Genomic DNA, 14,545 nt, shown 5'->3' on the forward strand with positions numbered 1-14,545 from the left:
ATTGTATGGTTCATGCGTCATTTGGTCTAAAAGGCTTCAAAATACGACAAGATACGAGTAAATAGCTACTTTCGTCAGACTCGGAAGTCAACGTTGGCGAAACTGTATGATTTGCGCTTCCGTGTATTTGCCATACATGATAGAAACATGTATGGCTTCTGTATTCAAGGATATCGGAAATGTCTTGGAAACCTTGGCTGGTTGAAGGTAGCCAGCTCAAATACCGCGGCATTGTCGAAGCCATCGAGGCGGACCTGAAGGAAGGGCACATTCAGCCCGGCGATCGGCTGCCGCCGCAAAGAACGATCGCCGAGGTGCTGGGGGTCGACCTCACGACGGTTACGCGTGCGTTCAACGAGGCGCGGCGGCGTGGACTTGTGGAAGCCAATGCCGGACGCGGGACGTTTATTCGCCGCCGCATTGATGATGGCCGCATGTTGGGTCTCGGATCACCGCCTGCCGTCGATCTCAGCATGAATATTCCCCCACAGCCGACAAGTGCGAATCTCAAGCGCCTGATTCCGGAGACCGTCGCCAATCTCCTCTCCGAAGAACATGGAATGCTCCACCTGCACTATCAGGAGAGCACCGGCAGCGACACCGATCGCGCCGCGGCGGCAACATGGCTTGGGCGTCGCATCAATCAGGTTCGGCCATCGTCGATCGTGTTGGCGAGTGGCGCCCAGAGCGCGCTCTTCGCCATTTGCGAATGCGTGCTCGCTCCAGGCGATACGATTGCCGCCGGCTGCGTCACCTATCCTGGGCTGAAGGCAGTCGCACAGCAGCGCGGGTTTGCTTTGTATCCGCTGGCAATGGATGACAAAGGTATCGTTCCGCAGTCGTTCGAGGCCTGCTGCCTGAAACGGCCGCCGAAGGCGCTCTATGTCATCCCGTCCATCGACAACCCGACGACGGCAACCCTTCCCGAAGAACGCCGCCGCGAGATCGTCGCCATCGCCCGACGCTACGGCGTGACGATCATTGAGGACGATCCTTATTCGGCACTGCAGTTCGAGCCGCTGGCACCGCTCGCGGCTTTAGCGCCGGAGTTGACATGGCATATTGCGACCTTGTCGAAGTGCGCAACACCAGCGCTGCGTATCGCCTACGTCGTTGCGCCCGGCGCAGCCCAGGCGATGCGGCTGGCGGGCGTCATCCGCGCCGTCAACTTGATGGTGCCGCCGATCAATGCCGCCGTCGCTTCGCGTTGGATTTCGACGGGCATCGTCGACGATCTGACTGTCGCCATTCGCGATGAAAATATCGCCCGTCAGCGTTTGGCAAAAACAGTCCTCGGCGACGCCAATATCGCAGCCGACCGCTGCGGCCATCACATCTGGCTGAAAATGCCGGTGCATTGGCGTGCTGCGGATTTCGCCGATCACGCAGGCCGATCAGGAATTTCCGTTGTCCCGAGTTCCGCTTTTGCGACGGGCACCGAAGAACCTGAAGCGCTGCGGCTCTCGCTTGGCGTCGCACCCGACCGCGAGTCGCTGGTCGAAGCGCTAAAGCAGGTCGCGACCATCATCTCGCAACCGGCAGTCGCCGTAAAGGCGATCGTCTGAAATTTGAAAGCAAGGTTCGGGGTGTATTGAAATGGGCCTCGCGCTACGATGCGCGCACCATGACATCCCGAACCGCAATGGCCCGCAAAGATAAAGCTCCACAGAAATCCGCTGAGACGGCCGACCCGGATGCGGAGCGCTGGGCCGCCGTCCTTGCGCGCGATAGATCTGCCGACGGAGCGTTTTTTTTCTCCGTCAAGTCGACGGGCGTCTATTGCCGGCCGTCATGCCCATCGCGTCGCGCTAAGCGAGAGAACGTGGCATTTCATGCAACGCCGGCGGCCGCCGAAGCCGCAGGCTTTCGCCCCTGCAAGCGTTGTCGTCCCGATGAGATGTCGCTGGTCGCGCGTCGCGCCGAAATCATCGCTGCCGCATGCCGTGCGCTGGAGGACGGCAGCGATGTTCCAAACCTCGACGAACTGGCGAAGGCGAGCGGCCTCAGCCGGTTTCACTTCCATCGGATCTTCAAGGAGATCGTCGGCGTGACAACGAAAGAGTATGCGCTCGCGCATCGCCGCAAAGCCGTTCGCAAGGAATTGCAGAGGAGCACGTCCGTGACAGAAGCAATTTACGATGCTGGCTTCAATTCGAGCGCTCGCTTTTATGCGAACGCCTCCGAGTCGCTTGGCATGTCGCCGAAAACGTTCCGTCGCGGCGGCAAAAACGAGGTGCTGACGTTTGCCTATGGACGCAGCTCTCTGGGAGATATTCTGGTCGCCGCAAGCGCTAAGGGAATAGCCGCCATTCTGATCGGCGACGGCCGCGAGCAACTGATCGCAGACCTTGAAGCTATTTTTCCCCACGCCGAACGCGTTGCCGGAGATCGCCAGTTCGAAAAAATCGTCTCGGACGTCGTCGGTCTGGTCGAGCATCCGCAACAGCCGGTTGACCTGCCGCTCGATATTCGCGGCACGGCATTTCAGCAGCGCGTCTGGAAGGCGCTTCGGGACATACCGCTCGGCGCAACTGCCACGTACACGGAAATTGCTGACCGGGTCGGCCGTCCCAAAGCTGCCCGGGCCGTCGCGAGGGCCTGCGCAACCAACCCGTTGGCGATTGCCGTTCCCTGCCATCGCGTCGTTCGTGCCGACGGCAGCCTGGCTGGTTACCGCTGGGGCGTGGAGCGTAAAAGCATGTTGATCGCGCGCGAGGCGGGTAGCGCCAAAAAGCCAAAGCCGCGCGGTTAATGGCGCACCGAAGGTCGATTGAACCTCATGTGTCGCGTATCCCGGCGACGGCCTTTAGGAGTCGAAGTTTGAACTAAGTCTGGATTATGCTTCCAAACGACCCGTTGCAAACGCTCCCGCCCTAGATATCCTTGCGACTATATCGCAATCGATCATCAGGGTGGGTCTGGAAATGCTCGCGGCGTCGATTCTGTCACGTCTGTCTCTGCGTATCGCCCTTGCCGGCCTCATGCTGGTTTCAACGCTTTGGGCCGACGCCCAGGCGCAAAACACCGGTACATCAACCATCACTATCTTCGCCGCAGCCAGTCTGAGGAACGCACTCAACGACGCCGCCAAGGCCTATGAGAAGAGCACCGGCAACAAGATCGTCATCTCTTACGCGGGTTCATCGGCGCTCGCTAAGCAGATCGAGCAGGGGGCACCTGCCGACATCTTCATTTCGGCCGATCTCGACTGGATGGATTACGTCCAGAAAAAAGATCTGATCAAGACCGACACGCGCTTCAACCTGCTTGGCAACCGCCTTGTCCTGATTGCTCCAAAAGACAGCACGGTCTCATTGAAGATCGCGAAGGATTTCCCGCTCGCCGCGACCCTGGGCGACAATCACATCGCGATGGCGAACGTCAAATCGGTGCCGGCCGGCAAGTATGGACATGCCGCACTTGAAAAGCTGGGCGTTTGGAAGGATGTCGAACCCAAAGTCGCGCAAGCCGATAATGTCCGCGCCGCCTTGGCGCTCGTTGCGCAGGGCGAAGCACCACTCGGTATCGTCTACGAAACGGACGCTGCTGCGGAGCCCAAGGTTAAGATCGTCGACGCGTTCCCCGCCGACACGCATCCGCCGATCATCTATCCCATTGCGATCATCGCCGCATCGAAGAATGCAGACGCCGATACGGCCTTCGTCAGCTATCTGAAGACGCCAGAAGCACACGCATTCTTCACGAAGCAAGGCTTCACCGTTCTCAACAAATAGCGAAACGATCCGCGAAATTGCGAATGAAAGGCGGCTAGGGTGCTAGGATTTTCCCCCGACGAATGGACGGCCATTCTGCTTAGCCTGCGCGTCGCAACGGTCGGCACGCTTGTCGGACTGCCGATCGCGCTTTTTCTGGCCTACGTTCTCGCGAGGTGGCGGTTTCCAGGGAAGGTCATTCTTGACGGGTTCCTCCACTTGCCGCTCGTCCTGCCTCCCGTCGTTACCGGCTATTTTCTGCTGCTGACGTTCGGCCGCCATGGGCCGGTGGGCAGAGAGCTCTATGACCTTTTCGGTATCACCTTTTCTTTCCGGTGGACGGGCGCCGCGCTCGCATGTGGCGTCATGGGCTTTCCATTGATGTTGCGCGCGATAAGGCTGTCTTTTGAAGCCATCGACCGCCGCCTCGAAACAGCGGCGTCTACGCTCGGCGCCAATGCCTGGTGGACCTTCACACTTGTGACACTGCCGTTGGCGCTGCCCGGAATCCTGGTCGGCGCCATTCTCTGTTTCGCGAAGGCGCTCGGCGAATTCGGCGCGACGATCACCTTCGTTTCCAACATCCCAGGCGAAACACAAACGATACCCTCGGCGATTTACACCTATACGCAGGTGCCGGGCGGCGACTATCAGGCTCTCCGGCTGGCGGCAGTCTCGATTTTCATCGCCATGATCGCATTGATTGTGTCCGAAATGCTGAACCGCCGCATCCAGAAGCGGATTGCCGTATTCGAATGACGAGCATGGAGCCGGCACTCAGCGTCTGGGCGTTTCAAAAGCGAAACGGATTTACCCTCGACATCGCCTTCGAGAGCAATTGTCCGCTGACGGCGCTTTTCGGGCCGTCCGGCTCGGGCAAGACGTCGGTCTTGAATATGATCGCTGGCGTTCACAGGCCTGATAAGGGCCGCATCGTTGTTTCAGGTCACGTGCTGACCGATATCGAAGCCGGCATCTTCGTGCCGCGCCATCGCCGCCGCGTCGGGCTGGTCTTTCAGGACGCCCAGCTTTTCCCGCATCTCACCGTCCGGCAGAACATCAAGTTCGGGCAATGGTTCAGGCGGAGCGAAGGCAACGCTTTGCCCGAAGATGCAATTATCGCCGTGCTTGGCATCGGCCACCTTTTGAAGCGCCGGCCCGCAACGCTTTCGGGCGGCGAGAGGCATCGTGTGGCTATAGCGCGGGCGCTTTTGTCCTCGCCGCGCATTCTGCTGATGGACGAACCCTTGTCGGGCCTCGATGACGCGCGACGCATGGAAATCATGACCCTGATCGAGCGCGTCCGCGATGAATTTAAGGTGCCGATCGTTTTTGTGACGCACAACACCGACGAGGTGCGCCGGTTGGCGTCGCGCGTCATTAAGATTGCAGATGGTCGACTAGTCGCCGTAGGCACGCCCGCCGAGGTGTTGAGTCGCTAGCTCGCGATCACGTCCGCGCTGGCTGCGATCCTTTTTTCGGTGGCTTGGCTTCTGGCTTTTCGACTTCCGCCAGATGTTTCTCCATTGCCGAAAGCGGTTTCGCAAAGACGGTCAGCGCTCTGGCTTCCATCTCCCGGTATTGACGGACCAACTCGGCGCCGAACGGGGTGAGCTTCGCGGCCCCACCGCCCTTGCCGCCATGCTGACGCTCGATCAGCGGGTCGGCAAACATCGAATTGAACGCGTCCATCAAATACCAGGCTCGCTTGTATGACATGTCCATGGCCTTCGCGGCCTTGGCGATGGAGCCGTGCTGGCCGATCAGCTCCAAGAGCTGAATCCGGCCATGACCGATGTAGCGGTCGTCGTCGAAGTCGATCCGGATCTTAATGACTGTCATTTCGCACCGTGTCGTATTTTCGGAGAGGCGCTGAAGCTCGCCGGTCTTTCATCCTATCCGGCAGGAAGCACGTTCCGTTAAGAGCGCATTGGTGCACTCTACGTGACAACCAATTGCGACCACAGGACATTTTCGCATCTGCTCAGCAAACGAGTCGCTTCAGGCCTCTCTGGCGTGTCCGAAAATCCTGAACTAACATCCCTTCCGGTATAACCCGGCGAAGAGGTTTGGGCGGCTCTTGGTGCCCGCTGCTTCGTCGCGGCGTGCAATCGGAGGAGTAAGCACACATGACGCCCACCCGGAAGACACTAGTAGCATCGTCAGCGATTCTTTTGTTGGGCAGCTTCTCCGCTTGGGGCGAGCCTTTGAAGTCCATCGGACCGGGCGAGGGTGAGGTCGATATCGTCGCTTGGCCCGGCTACATCGAGCGCGGCGAGTCCGATAAGAACTACGATTGGGTCACGGGCTTCGAAAAAGAGACGGGCTGCAAGGTCAACGTGAAGACCGCAGCGACGTCCGATGAAATGGTCACTCTGATGAACCAGGGCGGCTTCGATCTCGTCACGGCATCGGGTGACGCTTCACTTCGCCTCGTCGCAGGCAAGAAAGTCCAGCCGATCAACATCGACCTGATCCCGAGCTGGAAGACCATCGACCCGCGCCTTCAGAACGCGCCGTGGCATACCGTCGACGGCGTCCATTATGGCGTCCCGTACCAATGGGGGCCGAACGTCCTCGCCTACAACACGACGGTCTTCAAGGAAGCGCCGAAGAGCTGGTCGGTCGTATTCGAAGAGCAGACGCTCCCTGACGGCAAGAGCAACAAAGGCCGCGTGCAGGCTTACGATGGCCCAATCTACATCGCCGATGCCGCACTCTATCTCAGCAAAAAGAAGCCCGAACTCGGCATCAAAAATCCATACGAACTGAACAAAGAACAGTACGCCGCAGCCATTGCGCTGCTGCAGTCGCAGCGCGCCTTGATCGGCCGCTACTGGCACGATGCCACCGTTCAGGTCGATGACTTCAAGAACGAAGGCGTCGTTGCTTCGTCGTCGTGGCCGTATCAGGTCAACCTTCTCCAGGCCGACAAGAAGCCCATCGCCTCGACCATTCCGGAAGAGGGTGCCACGGGTTGGGCCGACACGACCATGATGCATGTGAATGCCGCCCATCCGAACTGCGCCTACAAGTGGATGGAGCACTCGCTGAACCCGAAGCTGCAGGGCGATCTGGCGTCCTGGTTCGGTTCGGTCCCGACCGTTCCCGCCGCCTGTAAGGGCAATGCGCTGCTGGGCGACAAGGGCTGCGAAACGAACGGCTCAGAAAACTTCGAAAAGATCTGGTTCTGGCGTACACCGACTGCGAAGTGCGAAAAGGAAAGCTCTTGCGTCCCCTATTCGCAGTGGGCGAAAGATTTCATCGCGATCCTCGGTAAATAAAGGTTACACGTCCTGCGGTCGGCCATCTGACGGCCGGCCGCATGACCCAAAAGAGTTTCATGTCTCCAGCAGTCCGCTTCCAGAACGTATCGCGTCGCTTTGGCTCCGTGCGTGCCGTTGACGGCGTCTCGCTCGACATTGAGCCGGGCGAATTCTTCGCGCTCCTGGGCCCATCGGGCTCTGGCAAGACGACGTGCCTCCGGCTGATCGCCGGATTTGAGCAGCCTGACGACGGCCACATCGAAATTTTCGGCGAAACCGCTGAGGGTGTTCCCCCCTATCGGCGCAACGTCAACACCGTCTTTCAGGACTACGCACTTTTCCCGCACATGACCGTCGGCGAGAACGTCGCCTATGGCCTGATGATCAAGGGCGTTGCGAAAGCCGAGCGCGAGGCGAAAGCCAAGGATGCGCTCGCCCTCGTCAAGCTCGCAGGCTACGAGACGCGCCGCACGGCACAGCTTTCCGGTGGTCAGCGTCAGCGCGTCGCTCTGGCCCGCGCCCTCGTGAACGGCCCGAAGGTCCTGCTGCTCGACGAACCGCTCGGCGCGCTCGATCTGAAACTGCGCGAGCAGATGCAGGAAGAGTTGAAATCCCTGCAGACGAGCCTCGGCATCACGTTCGTCTTCGTCACGCACGACCAGGGCGAAGCCCTCTCGATGGCGAACCGCGTCGCGATTTTCAACGAAGGCAAGATCGTTCAGGTCGGAACGCCGTCCGACGTCTATGAGCGTCCGACAACCCGTTTCGTCGCCGATTTCGTTGGATCTTCGAACGTGCTGCCGCCAGAATTCGCGATCGCTCATGGCGGCACGGCGTCCTGGACGAGCCTCCGTCCCGAACGGGTCGACGTCGTACCGGAAAGCGCCACCGTCGCTGCCGACTATGCCTCCGCTAGGGGCACGGTCAGTGCCGTCAGCTATCAAGGTGCAGTGACCCGCGTCACTGTCGTCACCGAGAAACTACCGCTGATCGCCACGATCCCGGCAGGCGCATCGCTCCATAAAGACGAGCGCGTCATGCTCGTGTGGCCGAAATCCGCAATGGTCGCGATGGGAGATGGCGCGTGACGATTGCGGCAGAAAGACCGCGCGGGATCGCAGGCGCTATATCGGACGTCTTCTTCGCCCGCCCGCAACTGTTGACGTTCCTGCTGCTGGCGCCGCCGTTGCTCTGGATCGGCATCGTCTACGTCGGCTCGCTATTTGCGCTTCTTCTGCAGAGCTTCTATTCGCTCGACGACTTCTCCGGTCTCGTGATCCACGAGTTTACGCTCTCGACCTACGAGCAGCTTTTCGATGGTTCCAACGTCCAAATCATCTTGCGCACCGTGACAATGGCGGCGCTGGTCACGATCGCGAGTGCGTTTATCGCTTTTCCGATCGCCTATTACGCTGCCCGTTACGCGCGCGGTTGGATGAAGGCGCTCTTCTATTTGGCGGTGATGATGCCGCTGTGGTCGAGCTATCTCGTCAAAGTTTACGCCTGGAAGCTCATCCTTGCCAAAGAGGGTGTCATCACCTGGTTTGCTGGGATTTTGCATCTCAATTGGCTGCTGGACGGCATCTTGGCGTTGCCCATCATCGGCGGCCCGTCGCTATCGTTTAGTTATGTCGGCACATTTCTGGTGTTCGTCTACATCTGGCTGCCGTACATGATCCTGCCGACCCAAGCCGCGCTCGAACGCGTTCCGGCGAATTTTATTGAAGCTTCCGCGGACCTCGGCGCCGAACCTGGGCAGACCTTCCGCACGGTGATCTTTCCGTTGGCGCTTCCCGGGATCGTGGCAGGCTCAATTTTCACGTTTTCGCTGACGCTTGGCGACTACATCATCCCGCAGATCGTCGGCAATTCACGCCTGATGATTGGTCAGGCGGTCTACACGCTGCAAGGCACCGCCGGCAACATTCCCCTGGCAGCTGCCTTCACCGTCGTTCCGATGGTAATCATGGCGTTCTATCTCTGGATGGCAAAGCGCATGGGGGCGTTCGATGTCCTCTAACGGCATAACGAAATCGCCGATGGGCTTGCGCATTTCTGCGACGGCGGGACTGCTGTTCCTGCACCTGCCGCTGTTCTTCATTTTCCTCTACGCCTTCACGACCGAGGAAAAGAGCTTTGAGTTTCCGCCGCCGGGGCTCACGACCAAATGGTTCGGCGTCGCCTGGAATTCGCGGCCCGATATCTGGCCGCCGCTTTATCTGTCGCTGCAAGTCGCCGCAATCGCGACCATTCTCGCGCTGATCTTCGGAACGCTCGCCGCTGCGGCGCTCTCCCGTGCGAAGTTCTTCGGCCGTGAAACGATCTCGCTGCTGTTTGTGCTGCCGATAGCGCTGCCCGGTATCATCACCGGCATCGCGTTGCGTTCCGCTTTCGACATCATGAGCATACCGTTCTCTGTCTGGACGATCATGCTGGGACACGCCACGTTCTGCATCGTCGTCGTCTATAACAATGCGGTTGCGCGCTTCCGCCGGCTGTCCGGCAATCTGGTCGAGGCGTCGATGGACCTTGGCGCGGACGGCTTCCAGACATTTCGCTATGTGATACTGCCGCAAATCGGCACCGCGCTGCTAGCCGGCGGCATGCTTGCATTTGCGCTGTCGTTCGATGAGGTCATCGTCACCACATTCACGGCCGGACAGCAGACGACGTTGCCGATCTGGATGCTGTCTGAACTGATCCGCCCGCGGCAGCGACCGGTGACGAACGTCGTCGCCGTCTTCGTCTTTCTCGTAACGCTATTGCCCATTCTCGCGGCCTACTACCTGACGCGGGAAGGCGAACACACTGGCGGCTCCTCGAAGTAGCGAGGCGCCCGAGCGACCATTGGAGGAAACCATGCTCGAAACCAATATGCTGATCGGTTCGGACTTCGTCGCCGGCACTGACGCTCCGGAACCGATCGTCAACCCGAAGACGGAAGAGGTCATCACCAATCTTCCTGACGCGTCCGTCGCGCAAGTGGATGCGGCCGTCAGCGCTGCCGAAAAGGCCTTTAAGACCTGGTCGCAGACGACGCCCGCCGAACGCTCGACCCTGCTCTTGAAGCTCGCCGATGCGGTCGAAAAGGAATCGGAAGCCTTCGCAGCGCTCGAAGCGCTGAATACCGGCAAGCCGCGCATCCGCGTCCTGCAGGATGAAATGCCCGCGATCGTAGATTGCTTCCGCTATTTCGCCGCCGCCGTCCGCAATATGCACGGCCCTGTTGCGGGCGAATACCTCGCCGGTCACACCTCGATGATCCGTCGCGATCCAGTCGGCGTCGTCGGTTCGATCGCGCCGTGGAACTACCCGCTGATGATGGCGGCTTGGAAGCTCGGCCCGGCGCTCGCAGGCGGCAATACCATCGTGCTGAAGCCCTCCGAGCAGACACCGCTGACGCTGCTGAAACTCGGCAAGCTCATCGCCGACATCTTCCCCGAAGGCGTCGTCAATATCGTCGTCGGCAAGGGCGCAACCACCGGTTCGGCGCTCATCAACCATCCGAAGGTTGCGATGGTTTCGCTGACCGGCAGCATCGGGACCGGCCAGAAAGTGCTTCAGGCCGCAGTCTCAAACATCAAGCGCACACATCTCGAACTCGGCGGCAAGGCACCGGTCATCGTGTTCGACGATGCCGACATTGCTTCCGTTGTCGAAGGCGTGAAGATCTTCGGCTTTTACAATGCCGGTCAGGATTGCACCGCTGCTTGCCGCATCTACGCCGGTAAGAAGGTCTACGACAATCTCGTCGCCGACCTCGCCAGCGCCGTTAGCAGCCTGAAGTTCAATCAGCCGAATGACGACGACAACGATCTCGGCCCGCTGATCTCATCGGCTCAGAAAGGCCGCGTGCAGGGCTTCGTCGAGCGTGCGTCGCAGTTGAACCATGTCAGCGTTGCGGCTGGCGGCAAGGCGCCAACGGGCAAAGGCTTCTTCTTCGAGCCGACGCTTATTGCCGGTGCGCAGCAGGAAGACGAAATCGTGCGCAAGGAAGTCTTCGGCCCGGTTGTTTCAGTCACGCCGTTCGACGACGCCGACGAAGCCATCGCCTGGGCGAACGACAGCGACTACGGCCTCGCATCGTCGGTCTGGACGTCGGATATCGGCAAGGGCATGAAGGTCGCCTCCCGCCTTCAATACGGCTGCACCTGGGTCAACACCCACTTCATGCTTTGCAGCGAGATGCCTCACGGCGGCCTCAAGATGTCGGGCTACGGCAAAGATCTGTCGATGTACGCGCTTGAGGATTACACCGTGCCGCGTCACGTGATGGTGAAGCTCTGATACCGTAAATATTGCGCGGCAGCACGATGCGCTGCCCTGTCAACTGCGGCGGCGAAGAGGTCAAGTCCTCTTTGCCGTCGCTTCTTAGTGTGCTCTCAACGGAAATTGGTGTGGTCGACGAGTCGGATCGCACGGGAACACACGGGATTTCGAAACGAAAATGACGGGTGCCGACGAACTAACCCACGAAGAGCTGCTGCAACGCCTGCAAAGCGTTGCCGAACGCTCGGTAAAGAGGTTTGGGCTGCCTGACGGCGTCCCCGTCAAACTCATCAATGTATCCGAAAACGCGACGTACAAAGTCGAAGACGGCACCGGCCGCAAGTGGGCCCTGCGCGTCCACCGCGAGGGATATCATTCGCGCACGGCGATTGCGTCGGAACTGGCCTGGCTTGCGTCGCTGCGCGAAACCGGCGGCGTTGCCACGCCGGTGCCTGTCCGCGGACTTGACGGTGAATACATCCAGACCGTTGCAGGCGAAGGCCTGCCCAATCCGCGCAATGTGGTGCTCTTCGATTGGGAAAATGGTGCCGAGCCCGAGCGCACGGACGTCGCAGGGTTTGAGCTTTTGGGTGAGACGGCCGCGCGCATGCACGCCCACGTCCGCAAATGGCGCCGCCCTGTCTGGTTCGAACGTCATTCTTGGGATTTCGAGACCAGTCTCGGCAGCCGCCCGCATTGGGGCTATTGGAAAAACGGCATGGGCATGACGGCGGAGGCGATGGAAGCCTTCACCGAAACGGTCGCCCTGATCGAGCAGCGCCTTGAAGCATTCGGCAAGTCGCCAGACCGCTTCAACTTGGTCCACGGCGACATGCGCTTGGCCAACCTCCTGATGGACGGCAGCACCGTCAAGGTGATCGATTTCGACGACTGCGGCTTTTCTTGGCTGCTTTACGATTGCGCGACCACGGTCTCTTTCTTCGAACATACGCCGGAAGTTCCCGAGCTTCTGCAAGCCTGGGTGCGGGGATACCGCCGTATCGGGACCTTGAGCGCTGAGGAAGAGAACGAAATCGCGACGTTCGTAATGTTGCGCCGCCTGCTGCTCGTCGCCTGGATCGGTTCGCACTCGGAGACAGAGTTGGCGCAGTCTATGGGAGTCGACTACACGCGCGAGTCGATACCGCTTTGCGAAAAATATCTCTCAGCGTACGGCCGGCCCAACGTCAGCACGGTTGCGGCGCCAGTCCCCAAAAAAGGCGTTCTTGGTCGCCTGTTCGGCTGATTGCTGCAGCGCAATTGTGCAGTTGCTAGTATTGAATGCCGAATAATTCAGCGTGCGCGCCGGTTGACCACGCGGTGGCATCTGATAGCCTTTTTCTCTTCGAGATAGGCATCTTCTCATCAGGAACCGATGGGAACCGGTATTGGCGATATAATGGCGTCGGACGCCGGCAGCGCGATTGGCAGAGGTGCCGATCCCTCGGTTCTTGCGTCCGCCGCAACCGGCATCGTCAAGTTCATCGAACGCCAGCGCGGCGACGTCGATCGCATTTTCGGCAATGCCGGCATCTCGCCGGAAATGGCCGGATCGCCGACGCTTCAGCTCAGCCTCAGTTCCTATTGCCGCCTGTTTGAGGAAAGTGCGCGTATCACGCGCAACGATAACTTCGGACTGTGGTTCGGCCACGCTTTTGATCCGCGCGATCTCGGTCTCTGGGGCTACGCCTCGTTGTCGGCGCCGACGGTAGGCGCGGCGCTCGAAACTCTCGTCGGTCTCTTTCCGCTGCACCAGCAGTCGTCCTCGATGGCGCTCAAGATGTCGCCTGAAGGCCTGATGCGGCTGGAATACCGGGTGGATGCTCCTCAAATTGTCGAGCGCCGCCAGGACGCCGAGCTGTCGCTCGGTATGTTCCTGAATTTCATTCGTGAGGCGATGGGCCAGAGCTGGGCGCCAGAAGAGGTTCATTTCGAGCATCCCAAGCCCGAACAATGGCGCGAGCACGAACGCGCTTTCGCGGCGCCTGCTTTCTTCGCCCAGCCGACAAACGCCATCGTCTTCCGCCCGCAGATCCTAAGGCATATCATGCCGGCCGCCGATCCGCGGCTGATGTCGGCGATGAAGCTTTGTCTCGAACGGCTTTCCGAACGTCAGGACGTCCGCTTCAGCGTGACCGATCGCGTTCGCAGCGCCGTCCGCGCCAAGCTGCCTGAAGGGTTTCCGCCGATTGAAGGCGTCGCTGCCGAGTTGCGATTGCCGCTCTCGACCATCCAACGCGAACTTCATTACGACGGTCTGAGCTACAGCACGCTGGTCGAGAACACGCGCCGCGATCTAGCGCTGTCTTATGTGCGCCAGCGCCAGCTGTCGTTTTCAGAAATCGCTTTTCTGGTGGGATATTCCGAGCTTTCCGCTTTCAGCCGTGCGGTCCGCCGCTGGACGGGGCTGTCGCCGCGAGCGCTGCGTGCCGAGGTTCTCCGTAACCACGGGTGACCTTCGACGACGTGGCGCTCGCGGCGCATGATCTATGCCTGCACCATCTTAGGCTTGCGCCAGGGCGTCCATGCTCTCTGGCAGGATTTGGCCGCCATCGACGATGATCGTCTGTCCGGTGATGTAAGCGGCCTCCTTCGAGGCGAGGAACAATGCCGCATAGCCGATGTCTTCCACCGTGCCGAGCTTGTTGAGCGGGATCGATGCTGCCATCGACTTCTCATAGTCGGGTCCGAGTGCAGCCAGGCCTTCCGTCTTGATGTTGCCCGGTAGAACCGCGTTGACGGTGATGCCGTATTTCGCGAACTCGAGGCAGGCCGTGCGCATGAAGCCGAGCTGACCGGCTTTCGTTGCACCGTAGTGCGCCCAGCCCGGAAAGCCGGTGACCGGCCCGGTGATCGACGACGTGATAACGATCCGCCCCTGGTCCGATTTCTTGAGGTACGGCAGGCACGCCTTGATGGGCAGGAACGTGCCCTTGAGGTTCGTCGAGGAAACGAAATCCCAGTCTTCCGGCGACAGGTCCTCGATCTTTGTCTGCGGGAAGATGCCGGCATTAGCGCAAAGAATGTCGATGCCGCCGTGAGCGCTGGCAGCCGCTTCAGCGAGCATCTGCATGTCGCCCATGCTGGTGATGTCGGCCGCGAAGCCTTTGGCCGTCCCGCCGGCCTGGCGGAATTCCTCGGCGGTCGCCTCCGCCTCGTCGAGATGGCGGGACACAACCAAGACTTTGCCGCCGTTCTTCGCGAACACGCTAGCGATGCCTTTGCCGATTCCTTTGCTGGCACCGGTCACGATGACGGATTTGCCTGCGATAGATGTGAGCATTGGGCTTGCTCCCC

15 protein-coding genes are annotated in these 14,545 nt (G+C 60.0%); 13 read left to right on the plus strand and 2 right to left on the minus strand.

The window, feature by feature from the left end:
* Positions 1-179 precede the first annotated feature (179 nt).
* From RLW55_RS09485 to modC, 5 genes are all read left to right on the plus strand, one after another.
* Positions 180-1,565 carry a PLP-dependent aminotransferase family protein gene (locus tag RLW55_RS09485; RefSeq protein ID WP_423416271.1) on the plus strand — a complete coding sequence of 462 codons (1,386 nt, stop codon included), beginning with the start codon at positions 180-182 and terminating at the stop codon, positions 1,563-1,565.
* Between the two features lie 59 nt (positions 1,566-1,624).
* Positions 1,625-2,752 carry a bifunctional DNA-binding transcriptional regulator/O6-methylguanine-DNA methyltransferase Ada gene (gene ada, locus RLW55_RS09490; protein ID WP_423416272.1) on the plus strand — a complete coding sequence of 376 codons (1,128 nt, stop codon included), beginning with the start codon at positions 1,625-1,627 and terminating at the stop codon, positions 2,750-2,752.
* A 172-nt stretch (positions 2,753-2,924) separates the two neighbouring features.
* A complete protein-coding gene (gene modA / locus RLW55_RS09495) occupies positions 2,925-3,734 on the plus strand; it encodes a molybdate ABC transporter substrate-binding protein (RefSeq protein WP_409560979.1) in 810 nt (269 codons plus the stop codon).
* Between the two features lie 39 nt (positions 3,735-3,773).
* Positions 3,774-4,472, plus strand: a complete 699-nt coding sequence (gene modB, locus RLW55_RS09500) for a molybdate ABC transporter permease subunit (RefSeq protein ID WP_409560978.1) — start codon at positions 3,774-3,776, stop codon at positions 4,470-4,472.
* Positions 4,469-5,155 (plus strand): molybdenum ABC transporter ATP-binding protein, encoded by a 687-nt coding sequence (gene modC, locus RLW55_RS09505; RefSeq protein WP_423416273.1) that lies wholly within the window; start codon positions 4,469-4,471, stop codon positions 5,153-5,155. Before modB ends, modC begins: the two co-directional genes overlap by 4 nt.
* 7 nt (positions 5,156-5,162) lie before the next feature.
* Here modC and RLW55_RS09510 read toward each other — a convergent pair whose 3' ends face one another.
* Positions 5,163-5,486, minus strand: coding sequence for a winged helix-turn-helix domain-containing protein (locus tag RLW55_RS09510; RefSeq protein ID WP_423416274.1), 324 nt, complete (start codon positions 5,484-5,486; stop codon positions 5,163-5,165).
* A 15-nt stretch (positions 5,487-5,501) separates the two neighbouring features.
* Between RLW55_RS09510 and RLW55_RS09515 the strand changes: the two genes are divergently transcribed.
* The 8 genes from RLW55_RS09515 (at position 5,502) to qhpR (ending at position 13,703) form a co-directional block, all read left to right on the plus strand.
* Positions 5,502-5,636, plus strand: a complete 135-nt coding sequence (locus tag RLW55_RS09515) for a hypothetical protein (RefSeq protein WP_423416275.1) — start codon at positions 5,502-5,504, stop codon at positions 5,634-5,636.
* 206 nt (positions 5,637-5,842) lie between these two features.
* A complete protein-coding gene (locus RLW55_RS09520) occupies positions 5,843-6,997 on the plus strand; it encodes an ABC transporter substrate-binding protein (protein ID WP_423416276.1) in 1,155 nt (384 codons plus the stop codon).
* A 59-nt stretch (positions 6,998-7,056) separates the two neighbouring features.
* Positions 7,057-8,067 (plus strand): ABC transporter ATP-binding protein, encoded by a 1,011-nt coding sequence (locus RLW55_RS09525; protein WP_423416277.1) that lies wholly within the window; start codon positions 7,057-7,059, stop codon positions 8,065-8,067.
* The gene (locus RLW55_RS09530) at positions 8,064-8,999 is read left to right on the plus strand and encodes an ABC transporter permease (RefSeq protein ID WP_423416278.1); all 936 of its coding nucleotides are present in this window, start codon (positions 8,064-8,066) and stop codon (positions 8,997-8,999) included. The genes RLW55_RS09525 and RLW55_RS09530 overlap by 4 nt, the downstream gene beginning before the upstream one ends.
* Positions 8,989-9,807 (plus strand): ABC transporter permease, encoded by an 819-nt coding sequence (locus RLW55_RS09535; protein WP_423416279.1) that lies wholly within the window; start codon positions 8,989-8,991, stop codon positions 9,805-9,807. Before RLW55_RS09530 ends, RLW55_RS09535 begins: the two co-directional genes overlap by 11 nt.
* Before the next feature lie 31 nt (positions 9,808-9,838).
* On the plus strand, positions 9,839-11,266 hold the full coding sequence (locus RLW55_RS09540; RefSeq protein ID WP_409560972.1) for a gamma-aminobutyraldehyde dehydrogenase: 1,428 nt from the start codon (positions 9,839-9,841) through the stop codon (positions 11,264-11,266).
* Positions 11,267-11,426: 160 nt separating this feature from the next.
* Positions 11,427-12,494, plus strand: coding sequence for a phosphotransferase enzyme family protein (locus RLW55_RS09545; protein ID WP_423416280.1), 1,068 nt, complete (start codon positions 11,427-11,429; stop codon positions 12,492-12,494).
* Between the two features lie 153 nt (positions 12,495-12,647).
* A complete protein-coding gene (gene qhpR / locus RLW55_RS09550; RefSeq protein ID WP_409560970.1) occupies positions 12,648-13,703 on the plus strand; it encodes an AraC-like transcriptional regulator QhpR in 1,056 nt (351 codons plus the stop codon).
* Positions 13,704-13,751: 48 nt separating this feature from the next.
* Here qhpR and fabG read toward each other — a convergent pair whose 3' ends face one another.
* Positions 13,752-14,531, minus strand: coding sequence for a 3-oxoacyl-ACP reductase FabG (gene fabG, locus RLW55_RS09555; RefSeq protein ID WP_423416281.1), 780 nt, complete (start codon positions 14,529-14,531; stop codon positions 13,752-13,754).
* Between the last annotated feature and the right edge of the window lie 14 nt (positions 14,532-14,545).

The sequence above is a fragment of the Hyphomicrobium sp. B1 genome, from assembly GCF_049532635.1.
In the GTDB taxonomy this organism is placed as follows: domain Bacteria; phylum Pseudomonadota; class Alphaproteobacteria; order Rhizobiales; family Hyphomicrobiaceae; genus Hyphomicrobium_B.